Origin of the sequence: Limimaricola cinnabarinus LL-001 (assembly GCF_000466965.1) — a bacterium.
Lineage (GTDB): Bacteria > Pseudomonadota > Alphaproteobacteria > Rhodobacterales > Rhodobacteraceae > Limimaricola > Limimaricola cinnabarinus.
In genome coordinates this window covers 21,555-46,479 of sequence record NZ_BATB01000023.1, presented here as the reverse complement: position 1 = coordinate 46,479, position 24,925 = coordinate 21,555, and the positions used below count along the sequence as shown (strand labels likewise).

The 24,925-nt window shown below is 67.5% G+C and carries 23 protein-coding genes and 2 pseudogenes; 8 read left to right on the top strand and 17 right to left on the bottom strand.

Going from position 1 to position 24,925, the window contains the following annotated elements:
- From MBELCI_RS09745 to MBELCI_RS09725, 5 genes are all read right to left on the bottom strand, one after another.
- Positions 1 to 607 (bottom strand): prephenate dehydrogenase/arogenate dehydrogenase family protein (locus tag MBELCI_RS09745; RefSeq protein WP_045319970.1); only part of this gene is annotated, 607 nt, incomplete at its 3' end.
- Positions 604 to 1,683: a histidinol-phosphate transaminase gene (gene hisC, locus MBELCI_RS09740; protein ID WP_021694021.1), complete on the bottom strand. Its 1,080-nt coding sequence runs from the start codon at positions 1,681 to 1,683 to the stop codon at positions 604 to 606. The genes hisC and MBELCI_RS09745, both read right to left, overlap by 4 nt.
- 237 nt (positions 1,684 to 1,920) lie before the next feature.
- Entirely contained in the window at positions 1,921 to 2,541 is a 621-nt protein-coding gene (rpsD, locus tag MBELCI_RS09735; RefSeq protein WP_021694020.1) for a 30S ribosomal protein S4, read from the bottom strand.
- Between the two features lie 186 nt (positions 2,542 to 2,727).
- Entirely contained in the window at positions 2,728 to 3,618 is an 891-nt protein-coding gene (locus MBELCI_RS09730; RefSeq protein ID WP_021694019.1) for a lipid A-modifier LpxR family protein, read from the bottom strand.
- 76 nt (positions 3,619 to 3,694) lie between these two features.
- Entirely contained in the window at positions 3,695 to 4,837 is a 1,143-nt protein-coding gene (locus MBELCI_RS09725) for a CaiB/BaiF CoA transferase family protein (RefSeq protein ID WP_021694018.1), read from the bottom strand.
- Positions 4,838 to 5,026: 189 nt separating this feature from the next.
- On the opposite strand from MBELCI_RS09725, the gene MBELCI_RS09720 reads away from it, so the two are divergent.
- On the top strand, positions 5,027 to 6,667 hold the full coding sequence (locus MBELCI_RS09720; protein WP_021694017.1) for a glycoside hydrolase family 13 protein: 1,641 nt from the start codon (positions 5,027 to 5,029) through the stop codon (positions 6,665 to 6,667).
- A gap of 51 nt (positions 6,668 to 6,718) precedes the next feature.
- Here the strand turns inward: MBELCI_RS09720 and MBELCI_RS09715 are convergent, their stop codons facing one another.
- Positions 6,719 to 7,600: a DUF2189 domain-containing protein gene (locus MBELCI_RS09715; protein ID WP_045319975.1), complete on the bottom strand. Its 882-nt coding sequence runs from the start codon at positions 7,598 to 7,600 to the stop codon at positions 6,719 to 6,721.
- 219 nt (positions 7,601 to 7,819) lie between these two features.
- On the opposite strand from MBELCI_RS09715, the gene MBELCI_RS21610 reads away from it, so the two are divergent.
- Entirely contained in the window at positions 7,820 to 8,122 is a 303-nt protein-coding gene (locus MBELCI_RS21610; RefSeq protein WP_021694015.1) for a hypothetical protein, read from the top strand.
- Complete coding sequence (locus tag MBELCI_RS21605) at positions 8,119 to 8,391, top strand: hypothetical protein (protein WP_021694014.1); 273 nt, start codon at positions 8,119 to 8,121, stop codon at positions 8,389 to 8,391. The genes MBELCI_RS21610 and MBELCI_RS21605 overlap by 4 nt, the downstream gene beginning before the upstream one ends.
- Positions 8,392 to 8,420: 29 nt before the next feature.
- On the opposite strand, the gene hemC is transcribed toward MBELCI_RS21605, so the two are convergent.
- Positions 8,421 to 9,365: a hydroxymethylbilane synthase gene (hemC, locus tag MBELCI_RS09705; RefSeq protein ID WP_021694013.1), complete on the bottom strand. Its 945-nt coding sequence runs from the start codon at positions 9,363 to 9,365 to the stop codon at positions 8,421 to 8,423.
- 104 nt (positions 9,366 to 9,469) lie between these two features.
- On the opposite strand from hemC, the gene hemE reads away from it, so the two are divergent.
- Positions 9,470 to 10,522, top strand: coding sequence for a uroporphyrinogen decarboxylase (hemE, locus tag MBELCI_RS09700; protein ID WP_021694012.1), 1,053 nt, complete (start codon positions 9,470 to 9,472; stop codon positions 10,520 to 10,522).
- Here hemE and MBELCI_RS09695 read toward each other — a convergent pair.
- The gene (locus MBELCI_RS09695) at positions 10,519 to 11,196 is read right to left on the bottom strand and encodes a DUF2270 domain-containing protein (protein WP_021694011.1); all 678 of its coding nucleotides are present in this window, start codon (positions 11,194 to 11,196) and stop codon (positions 10,519 to 10,521) included. The genes hemE and MBELCI_RS09695 overlap by 4 nt on opposite strands.
- 62 nt (positions 11,197 to 11,258) lie before the next feature.
- Complete coding sequence (gene hemF, locus MBELCI_RS09690) at positions 11,259 to 12,152, bottom strand: oxygen-dependent coproporphyrinogen oxidase (protein WP_021694010.1); 894 nt, start codon at positions 12,150 to 12,152, stop codon at positions 11,259 to 11,261.
- A gap of 99 nt (positions 12,153 to 12,251) precedes the next feature.
- Between hemF and MBELCI_RS09685 the strand changes: the two genes are divergently transcribed.
- Positions 12,252 to 12,638 carry a hypothetical protein gene (locus MBELCI_RS09685; protein WP_021694009.1) on the top strand — a complete coding sequence of 129 codons (387 nt, stop codon included), beginning with the start codon at positions 12,252 to 12,254 and terminating at the stop codon, positions 12,636 to 12,638.
- A 15-nt stretch (positions 12,639 to 12,653) separates the two neighbouring features.
- Here the strand turns inward: MBELCI_RS09685 and MBELCI_RS09680 are convergent, their stop codons facing one another.
- The 3 genes and pseudogenes from MBELCI_RS09680 to clpS all read right to left on the bottom strand — a co-directional run bounded on the left by MBELCI_RS09680 (position 12,654) and on the right by clpS (position 14,874).
- Positions 12,654 to 13,457, bottom strand: a complete 804-nt coding sequence (locus MBELCI_RS09680; protein WP_021694008.1) for an SDR family NAD(P)-dependent oxidoreductase — start codon at positions 13,455 to 13,457, stop codon at positions 12,654 to 12,656.
- Between the two features lie 25 nt (positions 13,458 to 13,482).
- Positions 13,483 to 14,492: pseudogene (locus tag MBELCI_RS09675) on the bottom strand (class I SAM-dependent methyltransferase).
- Between the two features lie 43 nt (positions 14,493 to 14,535).
- Positions 14,536 to 14,874: an ATP-dependent Clp protease adapter ClpS gene (gene clpS / locus MBELCI_RS09670; RefSeq protein WP_415143905.1), complete on the bottom strand. Its 339-nt coding sequence runs from the start codon at positions 14,872 to 14,874 to the stop codon at positions 14,536 to 14,538.
- A gap of 154 nt (positions 14,875 to 15,028) precedes the next feature.
- Here clpS and MBELCI_RS09665 point away from each other — a divergent pair, with 154 nt between their 5' ends.
- The 3 genes from MBELCI_RS09665 to MBELCI_RS09655 all read left to right on the top strand — a co-directional run bounded on the left by MBELCI_RS09665 (position 15,029) and on the right by MBELCI_RS09655 (position 18,337).
- Positions 15,029 to 15,730, top strand: a complete 702-nt coding sequence (locus MBELCI_RS09665) for an HAD family hydrolase (RefSeq protein ID WP_045319969.1) — start codon at positions 15,029 to 15,031, stop codon at positions 15,728 to 15,730.
- A gap of 369 nt (positions 15,731 to 16,099) precedes the next feature.
- Entirely contained in the window at positions 16,100 to 17,527 is a 1,428-nt protein-coding gene (locus MBELCI_RS09660; protein ID WP_045319973.1) for a D-alanyl-D-alanine carboxypeptidase family protein, read from the top strand.
- 123 nt (positions 17,528 to 17,650) lie between these two features.
- Positions 17,651 to 18,337 carry a fumarylacetoacetate hydrolase family protein gene (locus tag MBELCI_RS09655; RefSeq protein ID WP_021694004.1) on the top strand — a complete coding sequence of 229 codons (687 nt, stop codon included), beginning with the start codon at positions 17,651 to 17,653 and terminating at the stop codon, positions 18,335 to 18,337.
- Positions 18,338 to 18,402: 65 nt separating this feature from the next.
- Here the strand turns inward: MBELCI_RS09655 and MBELCI_RS09650 are convergent, their stop codons facing one another.
- The 5 genes and pseudogenes from MBELCI_RS09650 to MBELCI_RS09630 form a co-directional block, all read right to left on the bottom strand.
- A complete protein-coding gene (locus MBELCI_RS09650) occupies positions 18,403 to 19,986 on the bottom strand; it encodes an ABC transporter ATP-binding protein (protein WP_045319968.1) in 1,584 nt (527 codons plus the stop codon).
- Positions 19,983 to 21,107, bottom strand: coding sequence for an ABC transporter permease (locus MBELCI_RS09645; RefSeq protein WP_045319967.1), 1,125 nt, complete (start codon positions 21,105 to 21,107; stop codon positions 19,983 to 19,985). The genes MBELCI_RS09650 and MBELCI_RS09645 overlap by 4 nt, the downstream gene beginning before the upstream one ends.
- The gene (locus tag MBELCI_RS09640) at positions 21,108 to 22,181 is read right to left on the bottom strand and encodes a microcin C ABC transporter permease YejB (protein ID WP_021694002.1); all 1,074 of its coding nucleotides are present in this window, start codon (positions 22,179 to 22,181) and stop codon (positions 21,108 to 21,110) included. It lies immediately after the preceding gene.
- An 18-nt stretch (positions 22,182 to 22,199) separates the two neighbouring features.
- Positions 22,200 to 24,187: pseudogene (locus MBELCI_RS09635) on the bottom strand (extracellular solute-binding protein).
- Positions 24,188 to 24,366: 179 nt separating this feature from the next.
- Positions 24,367 to 24,885 carry a c-type cytochrome gene (locus MBELCI_RS09630; protein WP_021693999.1) on the bottom strand — a complete coding sequence of 173 codons (519 nt, stop codon included), beginning with the start codon at positions 24,883 to 24,885 and terminating at the stop codon, positions 24,367 to 24,369.
- Positions 24,886 to 24,925: the final 40 nt, after the last annotated feature.

Below are 24,925 nucleotides of genomic sequence, written 5' to 3'. Positions count from 1 at the left end.
CGACCATGGTGTAGGCGATGAGGTGCGGCGTGTGGCTGGTTACGGCGAGGACGAGGTCGTGGTGATCGGCATCCATCACGTCGACATGCGCGCCCATGCCTTCCCAAAGCGCCGAAAGCCGCGCCGTGGCCCCGGAATCGGTGTCCGGCGTGGCTGGCACGATCAGGCACCAGCGGTTGTCGAAAAGCTCGGCAAAACCCGAACGCGGCCCCGAATGCTCGGTCCCCGCGAGCGGATGGGCGGGGATGAAATGCACGCCCTCGGGGATGTGCGGCGCGACGGCTTCGATCACCGCCTTCTTGACCGATCCCACGTCCGAAATCGTGGCACCGGCCTTCAGCACCGGCGCGATCTCCTTGGCCACGGCGCCCATCGCACCCACGGGCACGCAGAGCACCACCAGATCGGCACCCTCCGCGGCCTCGGCCGCCGTCTCGCAGACCCGGTCGACGAGGCCGATCTCGCGCGCGACGGCGCGGGTCTCGGCCGATCGGGCATGGCCGGTGATCTCGCCCGCGAGGCCCGCGCGACGCATCGCATGCGCCATCGACGAGGCGATGAGGCCAAGGCCGATCAGTGCGACGCGGTCATAGACCGGCGCGCTCATGCCGCGCCCTTGAAGCGGGCGATGGCGTCGATCACGCGCGTGCAGCCTGCCTCGTCGCCCACGGTGATGCGCAGCGCCTGCGGAAGGCCGTAGCCGCCGACACGGCGCACGAGGATGCCTTCCGCGCGCAAGGCGCCGTCGCAAGCCCCGGCCTCGGCCTCGTCGGCGAAACGCGCCAGCACGTAGTTGGCGTGGCTCTCGTCGCAGGCGATGCCAAGGCCCAAGAGCTTGTCGCGCAGCCAGCCGCGCAGCCGCGCGTTCTCGGCCCGGCAATGCTCGGTGAAGCCCTCGTCGCGGATCGCGGCCTCGGCCACCGAGAGCTGGGTGCTGGAGAGGTTGAAGGGCTGCCGCACGCGGTTGAGCACGTCGATGATCGCGCGCGGGCCATAACCCCAGCCGATCCGGAGGCCGCCGAGACCGTGGATCTTGGAGAAGGTGCGGGTCATCACGACGTTGTCGCGCGTCTCCACCAGCCTTGCGCCGCCATCGTAGTCTTCGGCGAACTCCACATAAGCTCCGTCGAGCACGAGGATCACCTGATCGGGGATCGCCTCGGCCAGTCGCGCGACCTCCGTGATCGGGATCATCGTGCCGGTCGGGTTGCCGGGGTTCGTGAGGTAGATGATGCGCGTACGCTCGTTGCAGGCGGCGAGGATCGCGTCGACATCGACCACACGCTCGCGCTCGGCCACCTCGATCGGGGTGGCCCCGGCCGCGCGGGCGAGGATCGGATACATGGCGAAGCCGTGCTCGGTGTGGATCACCTCGTCACCGGGGCCCGCATAGCATTGGGCCAGGAATTGCAGCACCTCGTCGGAGCCGACGCCGCAGATGATGCGCTCGGCATCGAGTTCGTGGATCTCGGCGATGGCGGCGCGCAGTTCGGCGTGGTCGGTCGAAGGATAGCGGTGCAGCGTCGCGGCCGAGCGCTCCAGCGCGGCCAGTGCGCGGGTGCTGGTGCCGTAGGGGTTCTCGTTGGACGAGAGCTTGAGCGGGCTGGCATGGCCTTCGAGCCTGCTCTGTCCGCCCACGTAGAGGGCGATGTCCATGATGCCGGGCTGCGGGGTGATGGTCATTCTCTGCGCTCCTGTCGACCGGGCCTCCATAGCCGGGGCCGGTCATGGTTTCCAGCGTCATGCGCAGCACTCGCCCCTGCCCGTCAGCGACGTGCCGCCGCAGCCGTCGTGACGGCCAAGCCGCAGCGAAGGGCGGCGTTTCACGAATGGGCGATGGTCGGATCGCCCGACCCGCATGCGCAAAGGGCCGCGCGGTCTCCCGCGCGGCCCCTGCCGTCCCTCGATCCGTTGTTCGGATCAGTTCTTGGCGTAAAATTCGACGACGAGGTTCGGCTCCATCACCACCGGGTAGGGCACGTCGCCCAGCGCCGGGGTGCGCACGAAGGTCGCGGTCAGCTTGGAGTGGTCCACCTCGAGGTAGTCCGGCACGTCGCGCTCGGGAAGCTGGATGGCCTCGAGGATCACGGCGAGCTGCTTGGACTTGTCACGGACGGCGATGACGTCGCCTTCCTTGACGCGGTAGGAGGGGATGTTCACGCGCTTGCCGTTCACGGTCACGTGGCCGTGGTTCACGAACTGGCGGGCGGCGAAGACGGTCGGCACGAACTTGGCGCGGTAGACCACGGCGTCGAGACGGCGCTCGAGCAGGCCCACGAGGTTCTCACCGGTGTCGCCCTTGACGCGCTCGGCTTCGCCGTAGATGCGGCGGAACTGCTTTTCGGTCAGATCGCCGTAGTAGCCCTTGAGCTTCTGCTTGGCGCGCAGCTGGATGCCGAAATCCGACAGCTTCTGCTTGCGGCGCTGGCCGTGCTGACCGGGGCCGTATTCGCGGCGGTTCACCGGGGACTTCGGACGGCCCCAGATGTTTTCGCCCATGCGGCGGTCGATCTTGTACTTGGCAGAGGTGCGTTTGGTCACTCTCTGATCTCCTTCTGTCGGCCCGAAGGCCATGTCTCGAAGGGCGTTGTCCTCTGGGACGGCTCGCGCCGCCTCCCGACAGGGATCCCCTCGCGGGGTCCGCCAACACCAATGAAAGTCCCGGGACACGAGGACCCAGGACGGGCGGCTTATATCCCCCGCAGGCGCGAAGTCAACCGCCCCGCCCTAATAGCCAAATTCGAGCTTCAGCGAGCCCAGAACCTGCGCCTCATGCTGGCCCTCGAACTCCTCGGACAGCCAGCTCAGACCATAGAACAGCCGCGTTTGCGCCTGCGGTTGCCAGTGCAGGCCGATCCGGGCGCGGCGTCGGTCGCGCGCCTCGTGCCTAGGCAGGAACACGCTGTCGCCCACCCATGCCGTGTCGGCGCCAATGACCAGCGAGAGACCGGTCGTCTCGGCCTCGATGCCGCGATAGGGCTGGCCCGTCACCGGATCGCGCAGCCATATGTCGCCATGGCCGATGCCGCCCCAGATCGCGTCGACGCCGAGGCGTGCGATCTCCTCGGAGCCGGATTCGGCGGCCAGAAAGGGCCGCAGGGTCAGACCGGGGGCCATGCGCCACGGCCGGACCACCTCGCTCTGGGCATGCAGGTGCAGCGCGTCGCCAAGCTGCCGGTCGATGCCGCGCGGCGGATCGAAGCCGAGGATCTCATGCGCGCGCTCCTGAAACGCCGAGACCCCGGTCGAGAGACCGATGGCGATGACCTCGCCGCCAAGGCTGGTCTTGAAAGGCCCGAAGGACTGGTGGGCAAAAGCGCCGAAGGCCACGAGCCCGGCATAAGGCCGGTCGTCGCGCCCGTCGCGGGTGCGGGCGGGGGCGATCACCTCCGTGCGAAACCGAAGCTCGGTGATCGCATCGGGCGCGGGCGGCGGCGCGCCGTCCCAGCTCTGCCCGCGCAGCATGGACAGGGCGAAGGCCCCCGAACGCCAGCGGTCATGGCCGTCGCCCGCGTAATCGTTGGAAAAGACCCGCCCCCAGCCGAGCGTTTCGGCCGCAGCGAAGGCCGGGACCGTAGCGGTGAGACCGAAGGTCAGGGCGAGGATCAGGGCGCGCATCCGGGGCTCTCCGCTGGGATGCCCCGGTCTAGCCGCCGCCCTGCCCCGCGCGCCAGCCCCAGCCCGACGCCTCGCCTCAGGGCGTGTCCTTCGCGTCATGCTCGCCCAGCGTCGGGGCGCGGCGGTCGAGCGAGAGAGAGCTTTCGGAGAACCGCATCGGGCTGCGCAGACCCGGCACGCCGCCCGCATCGATCCGAAGGCCACGCGCGATCACCTGCGGGTCGGCAAAGACCTGATCGACGCGGTTGATCGGCCCGGCGGGCACCGTTGCGGCTTCGAGCGCGGCGAGCACGGCGTCGCGGCCCCATGCGGCAAAGGCCGTGCCCAGCGCCCCGGTGAGCGCCGCGCGGTTGGCCACCCGCGCCCCGTTCGAGGCGAAACGCGGATCGCCCGCCAATTCGGGCAGGCCCAGCACGCCGCAGGCGCGGGCGAATTGCCCGTCATTGCCCACGGCGAGGATCAGGTCCCCGTCCGAGGCCGAGAAGACCTGATAGGGCGCGATGTTGGGATGCGCATTGCCCAGGCGGCGCGGGGCCGTGCCGGTGGCGAAGAAGTTCATTGCCTGATTGGCCAGCACGCCCGTGGCGCAGTCCATCAGCGCCATGTCGATATGCTGGCCGCGCCCGGTGGTCTCGCGTGCCGCCAGCGCGGCCTGGATCGCGATGACGGAATAGAGCCCGGTGAAGATGTCAGTGAAGGCGACGCCGATCTTTTGCGGCTCGCCTTCGGGGTCGCCGGTCAGGTCCATGATCCCCGACATGCCCTGGATCAGGAAATCATAGCCCGCGCGGCTGGCATAGGGTCCGTCCTGCCCGAAACCGGTGATCGAGCAATAGACCAGCGCCGGGTTCGCGGCGCGCAGGCTTTCGTAATCAAAGCCGTATTTCTTCAGCCCCCCGACCTTGAAGTTCTCGATCACCACGTCGGCCCCTTCGATCAGGGACCGGACGAGGGCCAGCCCCGCAGGCGTGCGGAAATCGGCGGTGACGCTCTTTTTGCCGCGGTTGCAGCCGTGGAAATAGGCCGCCGAGCGGTCGCCTTCCAACTCGATCCATGGCGGGCCCCAGTGGCGCGTGTCATCGCCCTCGGGGGCCTCGACCTTGACCACCTCCGCGCCGAGATCGGCCAGCACCTGCCCGGCCCATGGCCCGGCGAGAATGCGCGCCAGCTCGACCACCCTGAGCCCCGCCAGCGGCGCCTGCGTCGTGTCCTCGCCCATCACGTCCCTCCCCCGGTAACCTCGCCGCGCACGCTAGCCGCGCCCCGGCAGGGCCGCAATGCGCGCCGCTTGGAACAACAAGGCGGCGATGGTTTCACGTGGAGCGTTCTTGCCTCCCCCTCCGGGGGGCTTGCGCCCGGCTCGACTGGTGGCGAGGGTGCAAGGCGACCAAGCCCAAGGACCACCCGAATGACCGATCCCGCCCCCTGGTGGCACGCCGCCACCGCCTATCAGATCTACCCGCGCAGCTTTTGCGACAGCGATGGCGACGGCATCGGCGACATCCCCGGCATCATCTCGAAGCTCGACCACCTCGCCGATCTCGGCATCGGCTTCGTGTGGCTGTCGCCGGTCTATCGCAGCCCGATGGCCGACAATGGCTACGACATCTCGGACTACCGCGACATCGCGCCCGAATTCGGCACGCTGGCCGACATGGACCGGCTCATCGCCGAGGCGAAGGCGCGCGGCATCGGCATCGTCATGGACCTCGTGGTGAACCACTCCTCGGACGAGCACGAGTGGTTCCGGCAGGCGCGCCAGAGCCGCGACAACCCCTACCGCGACTACTATGTCTGGCGCGATCCGGGTCCAGATGGCGGTGCGCCCAACGACCTGCAATCGAATTTCGGCGGCCCGGCCTGGACCTATGACGAGCGGACGGGCCAGTATTACCTGCACCTGTTCGACCGCAAGCAGCCCGACCTGAACTGGCAGAACCCCGAGCTGCGCGCGGCCATATACGACATGATGAACTGGTGGCTCGACCGGGGCGTCGCGGGCTTCCGGATGGATGTGATCGACCTGATCGGCAAGGACCCCGATGCCGGGATCACCGCCGACGGGCCGGACCTGCACCGCTTCATTCGCGAGATGCATGACGCCACGCTGAAGGGCCGCGACGTCGTCACCGTGGGCGAGGCGTGGAGCGCCACGACCGAAGGCGCGCTGAAATACTCGGGCCGCGATGCGGGCGAGCTGTCGATGGTGTTCCAGTTCGCGCATATCGTGCAGGGCTGGGACGAGGTGCATGGCAAGTGGCGGCCCAAACCCTTCGACCTAGTGGCGTTCAAGCGGGTGATGACCGAGTGGCAGGTGGCTCTGGCCGAGGATGGCTGGAACTCGCTGTTCTGGAGCAACCACGACCTGCCGCGCGCGGTGTCGAAATACGGCGATACCGGGCGCTTCCGGGTGGCTTCGGCCAAGATGCTCGCCACGGTGCTGCACATGATGAAGGGCACGCCCTACATCTACCAGGGCGAGGAGATCGGCATGACCAACGTCTCCTTCACCGACATCAGCCAGTTCCGGGACATCGAGACGCTGAACTTCCACCGCATCCAGACCGCCGCGGGGGTGACGCCGGGCGATTTCCTCGACGGCGCCAATTCGAACGGCCGCGACAACGCGCGCACGCCGATGCAGTGGGACGCGGGGCATCAGGCAGGCTTCACCACGGGCGAGCCCTGGATCGAGGTGAACCCGAATCACGCCGCGATCAACGTCGCCGCCGACCGGACCGACCCGGAGGGGATCATTGCCCATTACCGCGAACTGGCCGGGCTGCGCCGGGAGCTGGCGGTGATGCGCGAGGGCGATTTTACGTCCTACCTCGAGGATCATCCCAAGATCATCGCCTATGCGCGGCGTCATGACGGCGCGCGAATTTCGGTGCTGGCCAATTTCACCGGCGAGGCTGTTGCTGTCGACGTGCCCGAGGGTCTCGCCCTCACCGGGCGGGCGATCAGCGCCAACTATCCGGGCCGAGACACGCTGACCGGCAGGGTTGAGCTGCGTCCCTTCGAGGCGGTGGCGATCCTCGAAGCCTGAGCCGTGACGGTGGTAGTGGTGGTGGCGCGGGCCGGTGGCCCGCGCCGTGCCTCACGCGGGTTCGACCGCGCGGCGGTAGAGATGCCACGTCGCATGGCCAAGGATCGGCAGAACGAAGATCAGCCCGACCAGCAGCGTCGCCATGCCGAGGCCGAGGCCCACCACGACGATCATGCCCCAGATCGCCACGCTGCGCGGGTTCTCGCGCGCCAGCCGGGTCGAAGCCCGGACCGCGCGACGCACGCCGACATGCCGATCGAGCAGCAGCGGAAACGAGATCGCCCCGATCACCAGCACGGAGGCGGCCAGCACGAAGCCGACCCCTGTGCCCACGACGATCATCGCCCAGCCCGGTGCGGTGGTCAGCGTGTCGCTTATGAAGGTTCCCGCCGAAACCGGCGGCTCGGGTCCCAGCGTGACTGCGTAGATGATCCAAGCCGCCAGCATCCAGACCACGAAGATCGCAAGGAACAGCAGGCTCAGGGTCAGGATCGCGATGGCCGAGGGCGATTCGACGACCTTGAAGGCCGCCCCCCAGTTCGGATCACGACCCGCCTCGCGCCTGCGGCTCATCTCATAGAGGCCGACGGCGGCGACCGGACCCAAGAGGGCGAAACCGGTGATCAGCGGCACCAGCAGCGGCAGCAGGTTCTCGTTCATGGCAAAGCGGATCAGCACCAGCCCCGCCAGCGGATAGACCACGCATAGGAAGATCACGTCGGAGCGGAACGCCTTGAAATCCTCGTAGCCCGCGCGCAGCGCCGCCTTGAGGTCCGCCACCTCGATGCGTCGCAGTCGGATCGGCGCGGTGTCGCGCCCGATGGTCTCGCGCGCGCCTTCGCCAAGATGGTGCGAGCCCGCGCCCAGAACGTGCCCCGCCCAGCTGAGCGGATTGCCGATGGTCTTGTCGATATGGCCGTCGGTCTTTGCCATGATGCCGTCCTCCCTGATCACCAAGGGACGGCCCCGCCCGGCCCGGATGCGCCGCAGCGGGGTCATCCGGATGGGACGATCCTAGCACGGATTCGCGGCGATGGCTCTCACCCGCGCGTGTGCGGGGTTACAAAGCGTCGAGCAGTCGTGATCCGACGTGACCCCGCCACCGGTCGCATTGGCGTAGGCTGGCCCCATTCGGTGATGAGGGAGGTAACGATGACCATGAAGTTGACGACGGCGAAGTTGATGATGGCGGCGGCGTTCGGGGCGGGGCTGGCCGGAGCGGCGATGGCGCAGGACGCGCCGAATTTCGGGGGCGACGAGGATCAGGCCTATGCGCAGCAGGTCTGGCAGGCGATGGTCGACCAGAACCTCGCAGGCGAAGGCGCGATCATGTCCTTTCCCTATCCGGGTACCGATCCGCACGGAATGATGCTCGAGACCTTCTATTCCCGCGCGACGATCGACGGGCATGACGGCGCGCTTGTGGTCAAGCGCAACTACGGACCGAAGGGGTGACGGTCGACGATGTGCTGGGCGCCCCCGCCGAGCATCTGGGCGCGGTGACGGTGATGTTCCGGCGCGAGGCGGGATATGACGACGAGACCGGCAACTGGTTCTATGCCAAGTACCTGCCCGACGGTTCGCTCGACGCCAATCCGAACGGCGTGGCGCTGGCGGGGCTGGTGGGCAAGAACGCCGAGGCCGGCTGCATCGCCTGTCACCAGAACGCGGGCGAAAACTATCTCTTCACCACCGATGCCGATCTGGACGCGACGATGGAGTGAGACGGGCCGGGGGCCGCGACGTGCGGCCCCTATTCCGCGAAGAAGCCCGGTCCGGCGCGGCCCAAAAGCCGCTTGCCCATCTCGTGGCCCAGCGCCGCGCCATCGGCGACGGCGCAGTCCCCGGCGTCGTCCAGCACCTCCGAGCCATCGGGGCGCAGGATCTCGCCGCGCAGGCGCAGCGTGCCGCCCGACAGCTCGGCGAGCCCCGCGATCGGCGTCTGGCACGATCCGTCGAGTGCGGCGAGAAAGGCGCGCTCGGCGGCGAGGCGCTGCGCCGTCTCCTCGTGGTGGATCGGCTCCAGCAGCGCCGCCACGCGGCTGTCGTCGCCGCGCCGTTCGATGCCGATCGCCCCTTGGGCGATGGCGGGAAGCATCTCCTCGGTGCCGATGGCGCGTGCTGGCACGCTGTCGATCATGCCCAGCCGGCTGAGCCCTGCCATGGCGAGAAACGTCGCCTCGGCTACCCGATCCTCGAGCTTTTGCAGGCGCGTCTGCACGTTGCCGCGAAACTCCACGACGTTCAGGTCGGGCCGCCGCGCGAGGATCTGCGCCTTGCGCCGCAGGCTCGAGGTGCCGACCGTGGCGCCCTGCGCCAGATCCGGGATCGCGGCGTGATTCAGGCTGACGAAGGCGTCGCGCGGGTCCTCGCGGGTCAGGTATCCGTCGAGCACCAGCCCGCCGGGCTGTTCGACCGGCATGTCCTTCATCGAATGCACGGCGATGTCGATGTCGCCCGACAGGAGCTGTTCCTCGATCTCCTTGGTGAACAGCCCCTTGCCGCCGATCTGGCTCAGCGGACGGTCGATCACCCTGTCGCCGGTGGTGCGGATGATCACCACTTCGAAGGCTTCGTACGGCAGGTCCCAGGCCTGGGCCAGCAGCGCGCGCGTCTCGTTGGCCTGCGCAAGCGCCAGCGGCGAGCCGCGGGTGCCGATGCGCAGGGGCTTGGCGGGGGAGGGAAGTTCGCGGGTCATGCGCCAATCTCTACGCCCGGGCCGGAGGCGCGGCAACCGCGACCGCCCGTCGCGCCCCCGCCCGCGCGGCTTGACTTTGCGGCCCCGCAGCGGGACGAGGTGGCATGACCCATGCCCCCACCCCCCCGTCAAAGCTCCTGCTGCGCGCCCTCGCGGGCGAAACCCTGCCCGTCCCGCCGATCTGGATGATGCGGCAGGCCGGACGCTATCTGCCGGAGTACCGCGCCACGCGGGCGCAGGCGGGCGACTTCCTGTCGCTGTGCTACAACCCCGATCTGGCCGCCGAAGTGACGCTGCAGCCGATCCGCCGCTATGGCTTCGACGCCTCGATCCTGTTCGCCGACATCCTGCTCGTGCCGCAGGCGCTGGGCCTCGATTTGTGGTTCGTCACCGGCGAAGGCCCGCGCCTGTCGCCGATCACCGAAAAGGGCGGCGTCGCGGCGCTCAAGCCCGCCGACGCGATCCACGAGCACCTCGCCCCGGTCTACGAGACGGTGCGGATCCTCGCGCGCGAACTGCCCTCGGAGACGACGCTGATCGGTTTCGCGGGAGCGCCCTGGACCGTGGCCACCTATATGATCGCCGGGCGCGGCACCCCCGATCAGGCGCCGGCGCATACGCTCAAGGAGGAGAACCGGCCCGAGTTCGAGGCGCTGATCGACCGGATCACCGAGGCCACGATCGAGTATCTGTCGGCGCAGGTCAAGGCCGGGGCCGAGGTGGTCAAGCTGTTCGACAGCTGGGCCGGGTCGCTCAGGGACGACGATCTCGACCGCTACTCGATCGCGCCGATGGCGCGGATCACCGCCGAACTCAAGGCGCGCCATCCCGGCCTGCCGGTCATCGCCTTTCCACGCGGAGCGGGAGAGCGCTTCGTCGATGCCGCGCGCGCCATCGGCGCCGATTGCATCGCGCTCGACGACGGGGTGAGCCCCGAATGGGCCGCCGAGCATGTGCAGCCGATCGCTTGCGTGCAAGGCAATCTCGCCAGCCGCCACATGGTGACGGGCGGTCAGGAACTGATCGACGAGACGCGGCGCATCCGCGACGCGTTCTCGGGCGGCCCGCATGTGTTCAACCTCGGCCACGGCATCACCCCCGATGCCGATCCCGAGAACGTGGCGCTGATGATCGAGACGCTGCGCGAGACGCGTTAACCCATGCCGGTCGGGCGCTGGGTCGAGCCCCAGCGCCGCCGGTCATGATGCCAGCTCTGCAGCGCCCAGCCGCTCCAGGTCAAGACGTAGAACCCGCCCGCCGCCAGCACGATCAGCCCCGGCACCGGGCCGATGGCGGCGCGGTCCACGAACATCTCGAAACCCTCCACCGGGGTCGGGTGCACGATCAGCTTGCCGATATAGGCCGCCGCCTGAATCAACAGGATCCACAGGTAGTTGCGCCTGATCCGGCGGCCCACCGAGATCCGGAACGACACGTGGTAGCGCGGCACCCAGTAATCCTCTGCCAGCTCGCGCTGCCAGCCCTCGCCCAGCCGCAGATTGCCGTCCTGCAGGAGCGGCGCGTAGAAATGCGTCTCCATCCAGCGGCAGCGCGCGCGCCAGACGTTGAAGTAGCGGTAGCGCCGCGCCTCCAGCATCAGGAAGAACAGGATCAGGATGCCGACGAGCACAAGAGGCAGCGGCGACGCCTCGCGCGAGGCGAAGGCGATCGAGAGCGCGATGCCGAGCGTCACCACCGCCCAGTTGGTCGTGGTGTCGAGCCGGGTGCGCCAGATCGTGGAGCGATAGACCTCGCCGCGCCACAGATGCGCCAGCGCACCGATTTCGGCCGAGGTCATCTCTCGCTGTGCGTCGGCCTCGTGTCTCACCATGGCGCGGTCCTCCCGCACCCATCTGACACGGGCGCGGGCAGGCGGTCAAAGCCCTTGGAAGATCAGGCCCATTTCGCCATAGGCGGCAGGCTCATCAGCACCGCGTCGGGGTCGTGCCCGGTGGCAAGGCCGAACTTGGTGCCGCGATCATAGACGAGGTTGTATTCGGCATAGAGGCCGCGGTGACGCAGTTGCGTGTCCCTGTCGGCCTCGTCCCACGGGGTGGCGCACCGCGCTTCGGCCAGCGGTAGCCAAGCCGGCAGGAAGGCGCGGCCGATGTCGCGGGTCAGTTCGAAATCGGCGCGCCAGTTGCCAGTGCAGCGGTCGTCCATGAAGACGCCACCGACGCCGCGCGCGCGCTTGCGGTGCGGGATATAGAAATACTCGTCGGCCCAAGCCTTCAGACTGGGATAGAGATCGGCCCCGTGCGGATCGAGATGCGCCTTCAGCGTGTCGTGGAAATGCGCCGTGTCCTCGGGGTATTCGATGCAAGGGTTGAGATCGGCGCCGCCGCCGAACCACCATGCACCCGGCGTCCAGAACATTCGGGTGTTCATGTGCACCGCCGGGGCGTGCGGGTTCTGCATATGCGCGACGAGGCTGATCCCGCTTGCCCAGAAGCGCGGGTCGTCCTTGATGCCGGGCACGCCGCGCGCCGCCATGGAGGTCTGCGCCGCCTGCCCCAGAGTGCCGTGAACCGTCGAGATGTTGACGCCGACCTTCTCGAACACCCGACCGCCGCGCATCACGCACATGCGCCCGCCGCCCGCGTCCTCGCCATCCTCGCCGGTGCGCCGCGTCGGCGTCACCTCGAAGCGGCCCGGCGCATGGTCGGAGAGCGGGCCTCGGGAATGGCTTTGCTCCAGCGCCTCGAAGGCGGCGACGATTTCGCCCTGCAGCGCGGCGAACCAGCCGGCTGCCTCGTCCTTTTCGGTCTTCATGGCCTGCGAGGTCATGCGCGCCCCCTGCTATTGAATATCGCCCGCGTCTAGCATCCTCTCGAACGACCCGCCATGCGACCCGCTGGCCCTGACCGATTCGACCGGAGATACACGATGCGCCCCGCCCTGTTCCTCGTCCTGCCCCTCGTCCTCGCCGCCTGCGCCACCCCGCGCGAGAGCTGCCTTTCCTCGGTTGGTCAACAGGGCCGGGTGATCGACGCGCTGATCTCGCAGACCCGCGGCAACGTCGCCCGCGGCTATGCGATCGAGGAGCGCGAGGAGCTGCGCACCCGCCGCGAACTGTGCGAGTTCCGGCGCGACGACGGCTCGATCGGTCGCCGCTTTTGCAACAGGACCACCGCCGAGGATGTCCGCGTGCCGGTGACGATCGACATCGAGGCCGAGAAGGTGAAGCTCGACCAGCTTCTGGCACGTCGCGAGGCGCTTATCCCCGCCGAGGCCACGGCGAAGGCGCAATGCGTGGCGCGCTACCCCCAATGACCGGGCGATGCGGTTCTAATGCGCGGCGACGTGCGAGGGATCGATGAGACTGCGTCCGCCATCCACGGTGATCACCTGCCCGGTAACGAAGGCCGAGGCGTCGGAGGCGAGGTACTGCACCGCGTCCGACACCTCGCTGGCGCTGGCGATGCGGCCGAGCGGCGTGCAGTGCAGGATCGCCTCGCGAATCTCGTCATGCTCGGACAGCGACTGCTTGAGCGAGGCGCTCATCACCGAACCGAAGGCCACGGCGTTGACGCGGATGCGCTTGGGCGCCAGCGCCACCGCCATCGAACGGGTCATCTGGTCGAGCGCCGCACAGCTCACCGAATAAGCGAGCAGTTGCGGATGGGTGAGCCGCGCCGCGATCGAGCTGAGATTTATGATCGACCCCAAGGGCGCGTCGCTGTCGGGGTCGGCCTGCTTGATCATGCGCCGCGCCGTCGCTTGGCTGAGCCGCAGCGCCGACATGAGGTTCTGATCCAGCAGCCGTTCGACCGAATCATCCTCCGGGTCGAAGGGATCGGAGACCCGCACCTGCCGCGCCGCGTTGACGAGAATGTCGATGCGGTCGAAAGCGTCGATGGTGAAGGACAGAAGGTTGGTGATGGTCAGCCGCTCGCGCAGGTCGCCTGCGAAATGGCGCACCGGGCCATCGGCCTCGCGCAGCACCGAGGTCTCGCGCTCGAGCGCGGCCTCGTCGCGGTCGACGAAGACGACGTTGGCGCCCGCCTCGACCATGGCGCGGGCGATGGCGAGGCCGACGCCATGCGCGGCCCCGGTCACGATCGCGGTCTTGCCGGCGATGGAAAAGCTCATGACGGTCTCCGGGGAAAGGAACGTGTCAGCGGGGTTTCTTGTCGGTGGGTTTGAGCGGCCGGATCGCGTGGAACAGCTTGAAGGTTCCGTCGCCGCCGATCTCCTCGACCGAGCGGAAGCTTTCGCGCAAGCTCGACTCGTAAGGCAGATGCCGATTGGCGACCATCCACAGCTGCCCCGACGGGGCCAGCATCCGCGCCGCCGCCACGATGAAGGCGCGGCCCAGCGCGGGGTCGGCGGCGCGGCCCACGTGGAACGGCGGGTTCGAGACGATCCCGTCATAGAGATGATCGGGCTTGAACCGGGTGACGTCGGCCCAGTGGAAGGCGGCGCGCGGATCGGTCACGTTGCGCCGCGCGCAGTCGAGCGCCAGCTTCTCGGCCTCGACCAGATCGATCGACTTCACGCCGTCGCGCTCAAGCACCGCGCGCGCCAGATAGCCCCAGCCCGCCCCGAGATCGGCCATGCGCGAGGGCAACTTGCCGGGCAATGCCGCCGCCAGCATCTGCGAGCCGCGATCCGGCCCATCGGCCGAGAAGGCGCCCCATTGCGTCACAAAGCCACCATCGACCGGCGCCGGTGCGGGAGCGGTCCAGTCCGAGATGTCGACCGCGGTGGACTCGAACCAGAAGAGCCGCCCATGCGCGCGGGTCACGCAAGGCAGATCGCCGGTGCGCGTGCGCATCTCGCGCCACAGACTGTCGACCCCATCGGTCTTCTGGCCGTCGACGATCACCAGAGGGGCCAGCGCCGCCGCCTGCGCCAGCATGCGCGCGCCAGCGGCTTGGAGCGCGGCACGAAGACCACGGCGGCGCCGGCGGGGTCGGTCTCGGCCTCCGCCTCGGCCTCGGAGACGGTCCAACCTTGCGCCTCCCACGCGTCGATGTCGGGGCGAAACCCATGCAGGATTCGGGTGCGGTCGCGGGGCAGCGCCGAAAGGTCGGTCCCGGCGGCGGGGCGCAGCGCGAGGATCTCGCCCTCGGGCAGCACGAGCGCGCCGCTCTCGATCGCGGTGGTCAGGCGGGCATCGGCCATGGGCACTCCGGGGACAGGGGTTGGAACAAGGGCATCGGGGCCCCTATTCCCTTTCCATCGTGCATTGCAACGGGTGCTGGTGCCGCTGGGCGAAATCCATCACCTGCGCCACCTTGGTTTCGGCGATCTCGTAGGAGAATACGCCGACCACGGCGAGCCCCTTCTTGTGCACGGTCAGCATGATCTCGAAGGCCTGCGCGTGGCTCAGCCCGAAGAACCGCTCAAGCACATGCACGACGAATTCCATCGGCGTGTAGTCGTCGTTGAGGATCAGCACCTTGTAGAGGGGCGGACGCTTGGTCTTGGGGCGTGTCTCGACCTTGACGCCGGTCAGGTCGTCGCCGTCATCGCCTCCACCGGGCCCCGCCATGCGTGCCGTCATCTGCGCCACCATTCGCGTCGTCGTGCCTTGCATCGTCATCCGCTTTCCGACCATCTCGGCTTGGGCCCCGCTGCGTTGCCAATCTCGCTCTGGCTCCGTTATATATGCGCCCCGTGCCCGGTGAAAAGCCCGGCCCTTGCGTGGAGCGCCGCAGATGCCGGATCGTTGGACCATCGCCTTCGACGCAGACGATACGCTTTGGCACAACGAGCGTTTCTTCCGCTCCACCCAAGCCCGCTTTGTCGAGCTGTTGCGCGATCATGCGCGAGAGGACCAACTGCGCGAGCGGCTGCTCGCGGCGGAGCGCCGCAACCTCGGGCGGTACGGCTTCGGGGTGAAGGGATTCGTCCTGTCGATGATCGAAACCGCGATCGAGGTCAGCGAGGCCCGCGTGCCCGCCACCGCGATCGGCGAAATCATGGATCTGGGCCGCGAGATGCTGGCGCATCCGATCGAGCTTCTGCCCGGCGTCGAGCAGGCCATCGCGGCGTTGTCACACGAGGCGCGGCTGGTGCTCGTCACCAAGGGCGACCTGCTCGATCAGGAGCGCAAGCTGGCGCAGTCGGGCCTTGGCGAGGCATTCGAGGCGGTGGAAATCGTGTCCGACAAGACCGCGCCGGTCTATGCCGCGATCTTTGCCCGCTACGCGATCCGGCCCGACCGCGCGGTGATGGTGGGCAATTCGCTGAAATCCGATGTGCTCCCGGTGATCGAGGCGGGCGGCTGGGGCGTGCATGTCCCCTCAGAGACGACATGGGAGCTCGAGCACGCCGAGCCCCCCGAGGCGCATCCGCGCTTCCGCCGGATCGACAGCCTCGTCGCACTTCCCGCCATGGTCGCCGAACTTCGCGCCTGAGACCGGCGAAGAAATCCTTGCCTGAGGCTTTTGCGCCACGCCCCTCACGAGGGGCCTCCGGCGCAGGTCCCTGTCGGCGTTGCGCACCTTAGATATAGGGCGAGTCGCGCGGTGCGGCTTCGCCCGATGCCTGAAGACAACGGGCAAAGTATTTGGAAACATATCTGTTTTCGTGACGCCACGTTTGTGTTAGTTTTCGAAACATAAACGAGGTGACCGCGACAAGACGGTCGCCCACGAGGCAAGATAAAGGGCAATCACGTGAGCAGTCGTCTGTTGCGGACGGCCCGGATCGGGCTGTTTCTAATCACTACCCTTACGGCGGGTATCACCATCGCCACCGGCGCGCTTGCCGCGCCCTACGCGGCGATGGTCGTGGACGCCAAAACCGGGGCCGTCATCCACGAGGAAAACGCCGACACCCGTCTGCACCCCGCCTCGTTGACCAAGATGATGACCCTCTACATCGCCTTTCAGGCGATCCAGCGCGGAGAGATCTCTCTCGATTCCGAGATCGCGATTCCCGCCTATGCCGCCGCCCAGCCCCCCTCGAAGCTGGGGCTGCGCACCGGCCAGAAGATCAAGTTCCGCTACCTGCTGCGCGCGGCGGCCGTGAAGTCCGCCAACGACGCCGCCTCTTCCATCGGCTTTGCCATATCGGGAAGCGAGGAGGCCTTTGCCAAGCGGATGAACGCCACCGCTCAGGCGATGGGCATGCGCAACACGACCTTCGTGAACCAGCACGGGCTGACCCACCCCAACCACCTGTCGAGCGCGCGCGACATGACGGTGCTGGGCCGACACATGATTTACGATTTCCCGCAATATTATAACCTGTTCTCGCGCCGCTCGGCCGATGCCGGCATGAAGCAGGTCAACAACACCAACCGCCGGTTCCTCGACGCCTACAAGGGCGCTGACGGCATCAAGACCGGCTTCACCAATGCCGCAGGCTACAACCTCGTGGCCTCGGCGCAGCGCGGCGATCGCCGGATCATCGCTACCGTCTTCGGCGGCACCTCGACCGCGAACCGCAACGCGCAGGTGATGAAGCTTCTCGACAAGGGGTTCGCCAGCCAGCCCGGACAGGCCGCCCCGGCGCAGGCCCCCGCCCTCGTCGCCGCGACCCCGGCGCTCGGGCCGACCAGCGGCGCGCATACGATTCGCGTGACCGGCGTGGTCCGGCGCAGCCTGCGTCCGCAGCAGCGTCCCGGCACTGCCGCGGACGCGCCGGTGCTGGTCGCCACCGCGTCCGGCATCGAGGACGCGCTCGCCGCGGCGCTGCTCGTCTCCTCGTCGCCCTCGGCCACGACCCAGCCTGAGCCCGCCCCGGCCCGTGTCTCCGTGGCGGCCGCCATCGCGCCCGCCGCGCCGGTCACGGAACTGAGCGACATGGCGCCCGCGACCGCCGAGCTTTTCGCCGAGGCCGGGATCACCCCCGAGACCACGCCGGAGGCGCGCCCAACCGAGATGATCATGACCGCCGCCGCGATCGCGCCGGTCGATGCGTCGCGGATGCAGGCGGTCCCCGAGGTGGTGACCCGCGTGTCGACCTCCGGCGGCAGGCTCTGGGGCATCAATGTCGGTCGCTACAACAGCCGCGGCTCGGCCGAGCGCATCCTGATCCAGACCGCGCTCAATGAGCCGGGCGCGCTCGACGGGGCGCTGCGCCGGGTGACCCAGCGCGCGGGCGGCTATGACGCCAACTTCATGGGCCTCACCAACGAGGCCGCCGATCTCGCCTGTCGCCGCCTGCAAGCGCGCGGTGCGATGTGTTTCATGATCGGGCCGTCCTGAGCCTCCTTTCTCCCGGGCTCGTCACGACCCTTTCGGCGCCGCGTTTTCCTCCCGGAACGCGGCGCCGTCTTGTTTTCGGGGCCATGCTTGCGTTTGATGGCCCTGCCTTGATCCGGAGCCCGCATGACCCGTCTTGCCGTCACCCCCCCTGCCCCGCCACGCTTCGCCACCACAGATCCTTCGATCGAGGTCGGGCTGCACCGGATCTTCTGCGTCGGGCGCAACTATGCCGCCCATGCCCGCGAAATGGGCCATGACGACCGCGAGCCGCCGTTCTTCTTTTCCAAGCCCGCAAGCGCCGCCGTCGCCTCCGGCGCGACGCTCTCCTACCCGCCCGCGACCTCGAACCTGCACCACGAGGCCGAACTGGTCGCGCTGATCGGCACGGGCGGCACCGACATCCCGGTGGAGCAGGCGCTCGACCATATCTGGGGCTACGCCGCAGGCAACGATCTGACCCGCCGCGACCTGCAGGCCGAGGCCAAGGAGATGCGCCGCCCCTGGGACATGGCCAAGGGCTTCGACGCCTCGGCGATCCTTGGACCGTTCCACCCGGCCTCCGAAGTCGGCCATCCCTCCAAGGGACGAATCACCGCGCATGTGCAGGGCGAGCTGCGGCAGGAAAGCGACCTGTCGGACATGATCTGGACGGTGCCCGAGATCGTGGCGCACCTGTCGCGGCTGGTGACGCTGTGCCCCGGCGACCTGATCATGACCGGCACCCCAGACGGGGTGGGCTCGGTCGCGCCGGGACAGGACTGCGTCGTGGCGATCGAGGGTCTGGGCGAGGCCCGGTTCCGCTACGCCTGACCGGCGGCCTTCGCTCTCGAGTGCCTTCGATGAGCCCGGCCGCCCCCTGCGGGGCGGGCCAAGGTTCAGAACGCCGCTGCCATCAACTCGCGCGTATAATCGGTCTTGGGGGCGTCGAAGATCTCCGCCGCCGGGCCTGCCTCGACCACGTCGCCGTTCTTCATCACCATGACCTTGTGGCTGAGCGCACGCACGACCTTGAGATCGTGACTGATGAAGACATAGGCGAGGCCGTATTTGCGCTGCAGGTCGCGCAGCAGATCGACGATCTGCACCTGCACAGTCATGTCGAGCGCCGAGGTCGGCTCGTCGAGCACGATGAGGCGCGGCCGCAGGATCAGGGCGCGGGCGATGGCGATGCGCTGTCGCTGGCCGCCGGAGAACTCGTGCGGGTAACGGTCCATTGCCACGGGGTCGAGCCCGACCTCGCGCATGATCTCGGCCACCATGTCGCGCCGGTCGCGCCCCTTTTCGACACCGTGCACGCCCAGACCCTCCGAGATGATCTGCGATACGGTCATGCGCGGCGAGAGCGATCCGAACGGGTCCTGGAACACGATCTGGATCTCGGAGCGCAGCGGCCGCATCCGGCGCTCGCTCAGTCCCTGGATCTCCCGCCCGTCGAACAGAATGCGTCCTTCCGAGCCGATGAGCCGCGCCATGGCGAGCGCCAGAGTGGTCTTGCCCGAGCCGCTTTCTCCCACCACGCCCACGGTCTCGCCCGCGCGCACCGAGAGCGTCGCGTCGTTGACCGCCTTCACATGGCCCACCGTGCGTTTGAGCAGGCCGCGATGGATCGGAAACCAGATCTTCAGGCCCTTGGTCTCGGCAACGACGGGGGCGGCCTCCGGCACCGGGTCCGGCAGGCCGGTCGATTCGGCTTCGAGCAGCATCCGCGTGTAGCCGTGCTGCGGGTTGGCGAAGATCTCGGCGGTCGGCCCCTGCTCGACGATTTCGCCATCCTTCATAACGCAAACCCGGTCGGCGATACGCCGTACGATGCCGAGATCATGGGTGATGAACAGCATCGACATCGCGCCGTCGCGCTTGAGCTCGGCCAGCAATTCGAGGATCTGCGCCTGGATCGTGACGTCGAGCGCGGTCGTCGGCTCGTCGGCGATGAGCAGGTCGGGCCCGTTGGCGAGCGCCATGGCGATCATCACCCTCTGCCGTTGTCCGCCCGAAAGCTGATGCGGATAGGCGCCGAGCCGGCTCTCGGGATCGCGGATGCCGACCCGGGTCAGAAGCTCGATGATGCGGGTCCGCACCGCTGCGCCCCGCAGACCCTGATGTAGCTCGATCGATTCCGACAGCTGCCGCTCCAGCGTGTGCAGCGGGTTGAGCGAGGTCATCGGCTCCTGAAAGATGAAGGAGATGTCGTTGCCGCGCACCCGGCGCAGATCGGCCTCCGGCGCGCCGACCATCTCGCGGCCCTCGTAGCGCACCGACCCCGACAGCTCCGCCGTCTCGCCTAGAAGCTGAACCGTGGAGAGCGCCGTGACCGATTTGCCCGAGCCGCTCTCGCCGACCAGCGCCACGGTTTCGCCGCGCGCCACCGTAAAGGAGACGCCGCGCACCGCCGGGATCAGCGCGCCGTCCTGCCGGAAATTCACCTTCAGGTCGCGCACATCGAGAATCGTGTCGGTCATGAAAAGGTCTTCCTCGGGTCGAAGGCGTCGCGCACCCCCTCGAAGATGAATACCAACAGCGACAGCATGATCGCGAAGGTGAAGAAGGCGGTGAAACCGAGCCATGGTGCCTGCAGGTTCTGCTTGGCCTGAAGCGTCAACTCACCAAGCGAGGGCGCCGATGACGGCAGGCCGAAGCCGAGGAAGTCCAAGCTCGCCAGCGTACCGATCGCGCCGGTGACGAGAAAGGGCAGCATCGTGACCGTCGCCACCATGGCGTTGGGCAGCATGTGGCGGAACATGATCTTGCTGTCCGACACGCCGAGCGCGCGCGCCGCGCGAATATATTCGAAGTTGCGCGCGCGCAGGAATTCCGCCCGCACCACGCCGACGAGAGCGGGCCAGCCGAACAGCACCGTGAGGAAGACCAGAAGCCAGAAACTTCGTCCCAATATCGCGAAGACGATGATGATCACGTAAAGCGATGGCGTGCCGGTCCAGATCTCGATGAAGCGTTGAAAGATCAGGTCGGTCCAGCCGCCGAAATAGCCCTGTACCGCGCCCGCGACGATGCCGATGAGCGACGAGGCCAGCGTCACCAGAATCGCGAAGACGATCGACAGGCGAAAGCCATAGATGACGCGGGCGACGACGTCGCGCTTGGTGTCGTCTGTGCCGAGCCAGTTGGTTTCGGAGGGCGGCGCGGGGGCGACGCCGGGCACGTCGACGATGGTGTCGTAGGCATAGGGGATCGGTGGCCAGATCAGCCAGCCCTTCTCGAACTCCGACATGTCATTGGCCACGAGCGGCAGCGTCTCGCCCGCCTCGGCCGCCGCCATGATCTCGCGCGGAGCATCGAAGCAGTCGGTGAGCCCGCCGGTGGCGATCAGACACTGCACCTCGGGGTCCGAATAGGCGGCTTCGGTCGGGAAATCGCCGCCGAAATCCTGTTCGGAATAGAAGCTCACGATCGGGCTGCGGATCTCGCCGCGATAGCTCACGAGAAGCGGTCGGTCATTGGCCAGAAGCTCCGCGAAGAGGCTCAGTCCGAACAGGATCGAGAAGATCACGAGCGACCAGAGCGCCCGGCGGTTGCGCTTGAAATTGCGCCAGCGGCGCGCGTTGAGCGGCGACAGCGTCATTCAGCCTCTCCGTTCGAAGTCGATGCGCGGATCGATCAGCACATATGTGAGGTCGGTCACGATGCCGACGATCAGTCCCAGCAGCGAAAAGGCGAAGAGCGTGCCGAACACCACCGGGTAGTCGCGCGCCACCGCCGCCTCGAACCCGAGACGCCCCAGCCCGTCGAGCGAGAACAGCGTCTCGATGATCAGGCTGCCGCCGAAGAACACGCCGATGAACAGCGCCGGAAAACCCGAGATCACGATCAGCATCGCATTGCGGAACACGTGGCCGTAGAGCACGCGGCGTTCAGGCAGGCCCTTGGCCCGCGCAGTCATCACATACTGCTTCTTGATCTCGTCGAGGAACGAGTTCTTGGTCAGCAGCGTCAGCGTGGCGAAGGCCGAGATGGTCGAGGCCAGTACGGGCAGCGCGATGTGCCAGAAATAGTCGAGCAACTTGCCGATCAGCGACAGGCTTTCCCAATTGTCCGAAGTGAGCCCGCGCAATGGGAAGATGCGCCAGTATGAGCCGCCCGCGAAGAGCACGATCAAGAGGATCGCGAAGAGAAAGCCCGGGATCGCGTAGCCGACGATGATCGCGCCGGAGGTCCATGTGTCGAAGGACGAGCCGTCGCGCACCGCCTTGCGGATGCCCAGAGGGATCGAGATCAGGTAGGCCAAGAGCGTCGACCACAGCCCCAGCGTGATCGAGACCGGCATCTTTTCGAGCACAAGGTCGATCACCGAAATCGAGCGGAAGTAGCTCTCCCCGAAATCGAAGCGCATGTAGTTCCACATCATGGAGAGGAACCGCTCGAGCGGGGGCTTGTCGAAGCCGAACTCGCGCTCTAGCTCGGCGATGAACTCGGGCGGCAGGCCCCGCGCCCCGATATAGTCGCTGTCGCCGCCCTGGCTCACCTCGCTGCCGCCGCCGGCAAAGCTCTCGAACACGTCTCCACCACCCTCCATCTGGGCGATGATCTGCTCGATCGGGCCACCGGGCACGAACTGCACGAGGGCGAAGTTGATGATCATGATCCCGAGCAGGGTCGGAATCACGAGCAGCAGTCGTCTGAGGATATAGGCGCCCATGCGGTCGGAAGCTCTCCCTTATCGCAGCGCGCCGGCGGCGCGCAGCTTGTCTGCGGCTTCGGCGTCGTACCACCAGAAATCCATCTCGCCCAGAGCGAGCGGCGGGATGGTCTCGGGATGGCGGTACTGGTCGTAATAGGCGACGGTGTGGATGTCCTTGTACCATTGCGGCACCCAGATCATCTCGGCGCGCAGCACCCGATCGAGCGCATGTGTCGCGGTGGTCAGATCCTCGAACGAACTTGCGTCGATCACCGTCTTTATCAACCGGTCCACCGCCGCGCTGCGCAGCCGCATCAGGTTGCGCGAGCTGTCGTCGGCGGTCTTGGAGGCGTACCACTGCTCAAGCTCGATGCCCGGCTCGAACCCCATGCCAAAGGTGTGGTTCACGAGGTCGAACTGGCCCGAACGGGTGCGCTCCACGTATTGCGAGGTGTCGACCCGCTCCAGCACGCCCTTCACGCCGAGCCGCGCGAGATTCTCGATGAAGGGGTTCACGACGCGGTCGAATTGCGGGCTGACCTGCAGGAACACCAGCTCCAGCACTTCGCCGTCCTTTTCGCGCAGGCCGTTCGCGCCGATGGTCCAGCCCGCCTCCTCGAGAAGCTGCCCGGCGCGGCGGTAGGTGCCCCTGTCGGGGGTGTTGGCGGCCGCGTCGAGCACGGGCGCGCGGCGCACCTCGTCGGTCAGGATGCTCTCGGGCAGCAGCCCCTCATCCACCAGCGGCGCGAGAATCGCGCGTTCGCCCTCGGACGGCGTGCCGGTCGCTTCGAGATCGGAGTTCTCCCAGAAGCTGTCGACCCGCTCATAGAGCCCGTAGAACAGCGATTCATTGGACCATTCGAAGTTGAACATCATGCCGATGGCTTCGCGGACACGGGGGTCCTGCCAAGTCGGATCGTCGAGGTTGAAGACGAAGGCCTGCGCCCCGGCGATGGTGCCGTCGGCGATCTCCTCGGTCTTGACCCAGCCCTTCTGGATCGCCGGAAAGTCGTAGCCCGTGGCCCAGTCCTTGGACGAGTTCTCGACCCGGAAGGTGTATTCGCCCGACTTGAACCCCTCGAAGGCGGCGGCACTGTCGGCGAAATACTCGATCCGGATGGTGTCGAAATTGTTGCGCCCGATGTTGAGCGGATGCTCGGCGCCCCAGAAGTTCTCGTTGCGGCCATAGACGATGCGCCGATTGATGTCGAAGCTCTTCATCTCGTAGGGGCCGGTGCCGAGGAACGGCTCTTGCGTGCTTTCGTCGATGCGCGCGTCGGTCTGTTCAAACCACTCCTTCGAAAAGGCCACCGTGCCGCCGGCAAAGCCGATCACGTCGCGGCGCGGCGCCTCATCGGCGAAGGTGAACTTGATCCGGTGCGGCCCCAGCACCTCGACACTTTCGAGAAAGCCCTCGACCACGTTGCGATATTCGAGAATGCCCTGTTCGAGGAACAGCTCGTTGGTGAATTTCAGATCCTCGGCGGTCATCGGCGTGCCGTCGGCGAAGGTCACGTCGTCGCGCAGGTTGAAGATGACCCAGTCGCGGCTCTTGGGATATTCGAGCGTGGTACAGAGATAGCAATACATGCCGTAGGGATCGTCGGCCACGGAGGTCATGATCCGCTCGTGCGGAAGCGAGTTGAGCGCGGCGGCGACGCTTGGCGCGAATAGGAATTGAAGCTGTCGAAGGTGCCCATCGCCCATTCGCTGATCTCGCCGCCCTTGGGGGCATCGGGGTTGACGTAGTCGAGATGGGTGATGTCGGGGCCGTATTTCAGATCGCCGAAATTGGTGTAGCCGTGGCTGACGATGACACCTTCCTCGCCCGGCGCCTCGCCTGCCCCGCCCGTCTGCTGCGGCAGGGCGACTTGCGGCAGGATCACGCGCGGGCCCTCCTGCGCCTCGGCGGGCTGCGCCGCGAACAGCGCGGCCATGGCCAGCGCGGAGCCGGTGATCCACAGGCGCGGGTCGAAGCGGGCGCGGGTCCGCGCGACGGCTTGAAGGGGACGGCGGGTCTGCATCTTGCGCTCCTCATGACGAAACGGCCTCGTCGGGCGAGGCTAGCGGGGCAAGCGCCTGACGTTCAAGGCGAGATTGCGTGAGCGGCGCGTGTCCGCCGTGTCGCGGGCGGGGGGTCGGAACGCGAAAAGAGCCGCCCTTTCGGAGCGGCCCCTTCGACAGCGGCGACGATCGCGCGGGATCAGCCGCCGATGGTCGCGAGATAGGCGATCAGGTTGGCCCGGTCCTCGGCGTCCTTGAGACCGTTATAGGTCATCTTGGTGCCCGGCGCGTAATCGCGCGGCGCGGCGAGGAACCCGTCGAGGTTCTCGGGCGACCAGACATCGGCCACGGCCTTGAGCGCGCCCGAATAGCTGTAGCCCGGATAGGCGCCGACTTCGCGATCGACCACGCCATGCAGCGAGGGGCCGGTGCCGTTCACGCCCTCTTCGAGCGCGTGGCAGGAGCGGCAGTTGCGCCACACACCTTCGCCGGCCCCGGCGTCGGCAGAGGCGTAGATCTCCTCGAAGGGCACGGCCTCCTCTTGGGCGCCGCCGCCCTCGCCGCCCTCTTCGACCGGGATGGAATAGGCCTGGGCGACTTCGCCATGACCGCCGCCGCCGCTATAGATGATGTCGGCGGCCCAGCCACCAAGGAGGAAGACCAGCAGCGTGCCGCAAAGGCCGCCAACGACCTTGGTCAGGGTCATCGTGTCGAACATGTCGCGTTCCATTCCGTTCGGCGTTTCGGGGGTATGTATC